The following is a 1,753-nucleotide window of genomic DNA, read 5'->3' as shown; positions in this document are numbered from 1 at the left end:
AAACACCGTAATTTAATTATACACTAACCAATTAGCGATTAATAAAGCAAAAAAAGCGAGCATTCCTCTCGATAAGAAGTTGCTCGCTCTTTGTTATTTCAAATAGTAACGCATAAAGAATGTGCCATTATCACCAAAGTAATAACGGATGCCGTTGATTGTCTGCCATCCTTGCACAGCACGTCCTTGATTGTCCGTGTAGTACGTATAACCCCAAGCATGACGCCAACCGGCATTTTGGCGCACACCATCAACAAACCAGTAGTATGTGCCCATATAATGCTTAAAGCCGGTGTACAATTGCCCATTCTCATACCAACGATAACCACCATTCAACGCTGAACCATCGTAAATATAGCCATTCGCAGTTGCTTTAGTTTTATTCTGACGGGTGTTGACTGGATTATCTCGTAAGTAGTACGTGTTATTATCACCAAAATAGTATTGCTTGCCAGCAATCGTTTGCATGCCTTGCACTGCTCGGCCATTTGCATCCGTATAATAGGTCATCCCCCACGCGCTCCGCCAACCAGCATTCTGACGCACACCATCGACAAACCAGTAGTATGTACCCATGTAAAACTTAAATCCGGTATATAGTTGACCATTGTCATACCAACGATAACCACCATTTGCTGCTGAACCATCTTTCAAATAACCAGAAACTTTACCACGCAGGTAGAACGTCTGGTCATTGCCAAAGTCGTACGTGATCCCATTAATTGTCACCAGGTGGCCTTCCACGCTTCGACCATCAGCACCTAGATAATAGGTCTTCCCCCATTCGGTCGCCCACGTGTTTGTTTGTCGAACACCATTTATAAAATAATAATTTGCCCCAAAATAATTACGGAACCCGGTATATAGCTGGCCATTCTCATACCAACGCCAATCACGATTAGCAGTAAACACATACCCTGACAGTGGTTGGTTCGTCGTCGCATCAGTTGTAACTGTGTCAGCTTTTGCCTGTCCAGCAACTAGCAAACTCATCACGACCACTACCAAACCCAAAACACTAAACTTTAACTTCATGATGCTTCGTCCTTTGTTTTTATCTATCAACATTCTAACGCAATCCGACGACTATCGTGATAGAGTGCTAAAAACCGGACATAATTCTTACAGTTTTCTAACGGTATCCGCTGTTTATTGGCAAACAAAAACCACAGATAGCAACCTACCTGTGGTTTTCTTGATGCCCATCAATTAGTGTAAGGATTTAATAATTAAAGTAGCGTAGTTGTGGTTTGTTTCGTGACGGGCATCAATCCGCTAATCGCCTAAGTCTTCCCCTTGTGTCGCGATGACCTGCTTATACCAGTAGAACGAATCCTTGCGCAACCGTTCGCCAGATCCTTCACCCATATCATCCAAATCAACGTAAATATAACCATAACGCTTCTTCATCTCACCAGTACCTGCTGAAACAATGTCGATAGGTCCCCATGACAAGTAACCGATTACCGGAATACCATCATTGACGATTGCTTTTTCAACTTCAGCAACGTGAGCTTTAAGATAATCAATACGGTATGGGTCGTGTACTTGACCATCAACGATTTCATCGTAAGCACCAAACCCGTTTTCAACAATCATAATTGGTAGATATGGATACATATCATTTAGTTCATTTAATGCGTAACGCAAGCCTTGTGGATCAACTGCCCAATCCCAATCATTCACCTTCACGAAATCGTTCTTCACAACCTCAACGTCAGCTGGATGATCAATTTCGGCGTCTTGTTCCGAC

General features: G+C 42.7%; 2 protein-coding genes. Both read right to left on the bottom strand.

The genetic code is table 11. The features are described 5' to 3' along the window. Window positions 1–93 precede the first annotated feature (93 nt). The gene (locus WEIDD23_RS01470; protein WP_010374911.1) at window positions 94–1,035 is read right to left on the bottom strand and encodes a PspC-like choline-binding domain-containing protein; all 942 of its coding nucleotides are present in this window, start codon (window positions 1,033–1,035) and stop codon (window positions 94–96) included. A 240-nt stretch (window positions 1,036–1,275) separates the two neighbouring features. Continuing rightward, a partial coding sequence (locus tag WEIDD23_RS01465) for a family 1 glycosylhydrolase (protein ID WP_156469544.1) occupies window positions 1,276–1,753 on the bottom strand: 478 nt, incomplete at its 5' end.

The sequence above is a fragment of the Weissella sp. DD23 genome (assembly GCF_001579105.1).
Taxonomy (GTDB): Bacteria; Bacillota; Bacilli; order Lactobacillales; family Lactobacillaceae; genus Weissella; species Weissella cibaria.
Note: the sequence above shows the minus strand (reverse complement) of the source record. Positions and strands in the feature narration are given on the sequence as shown.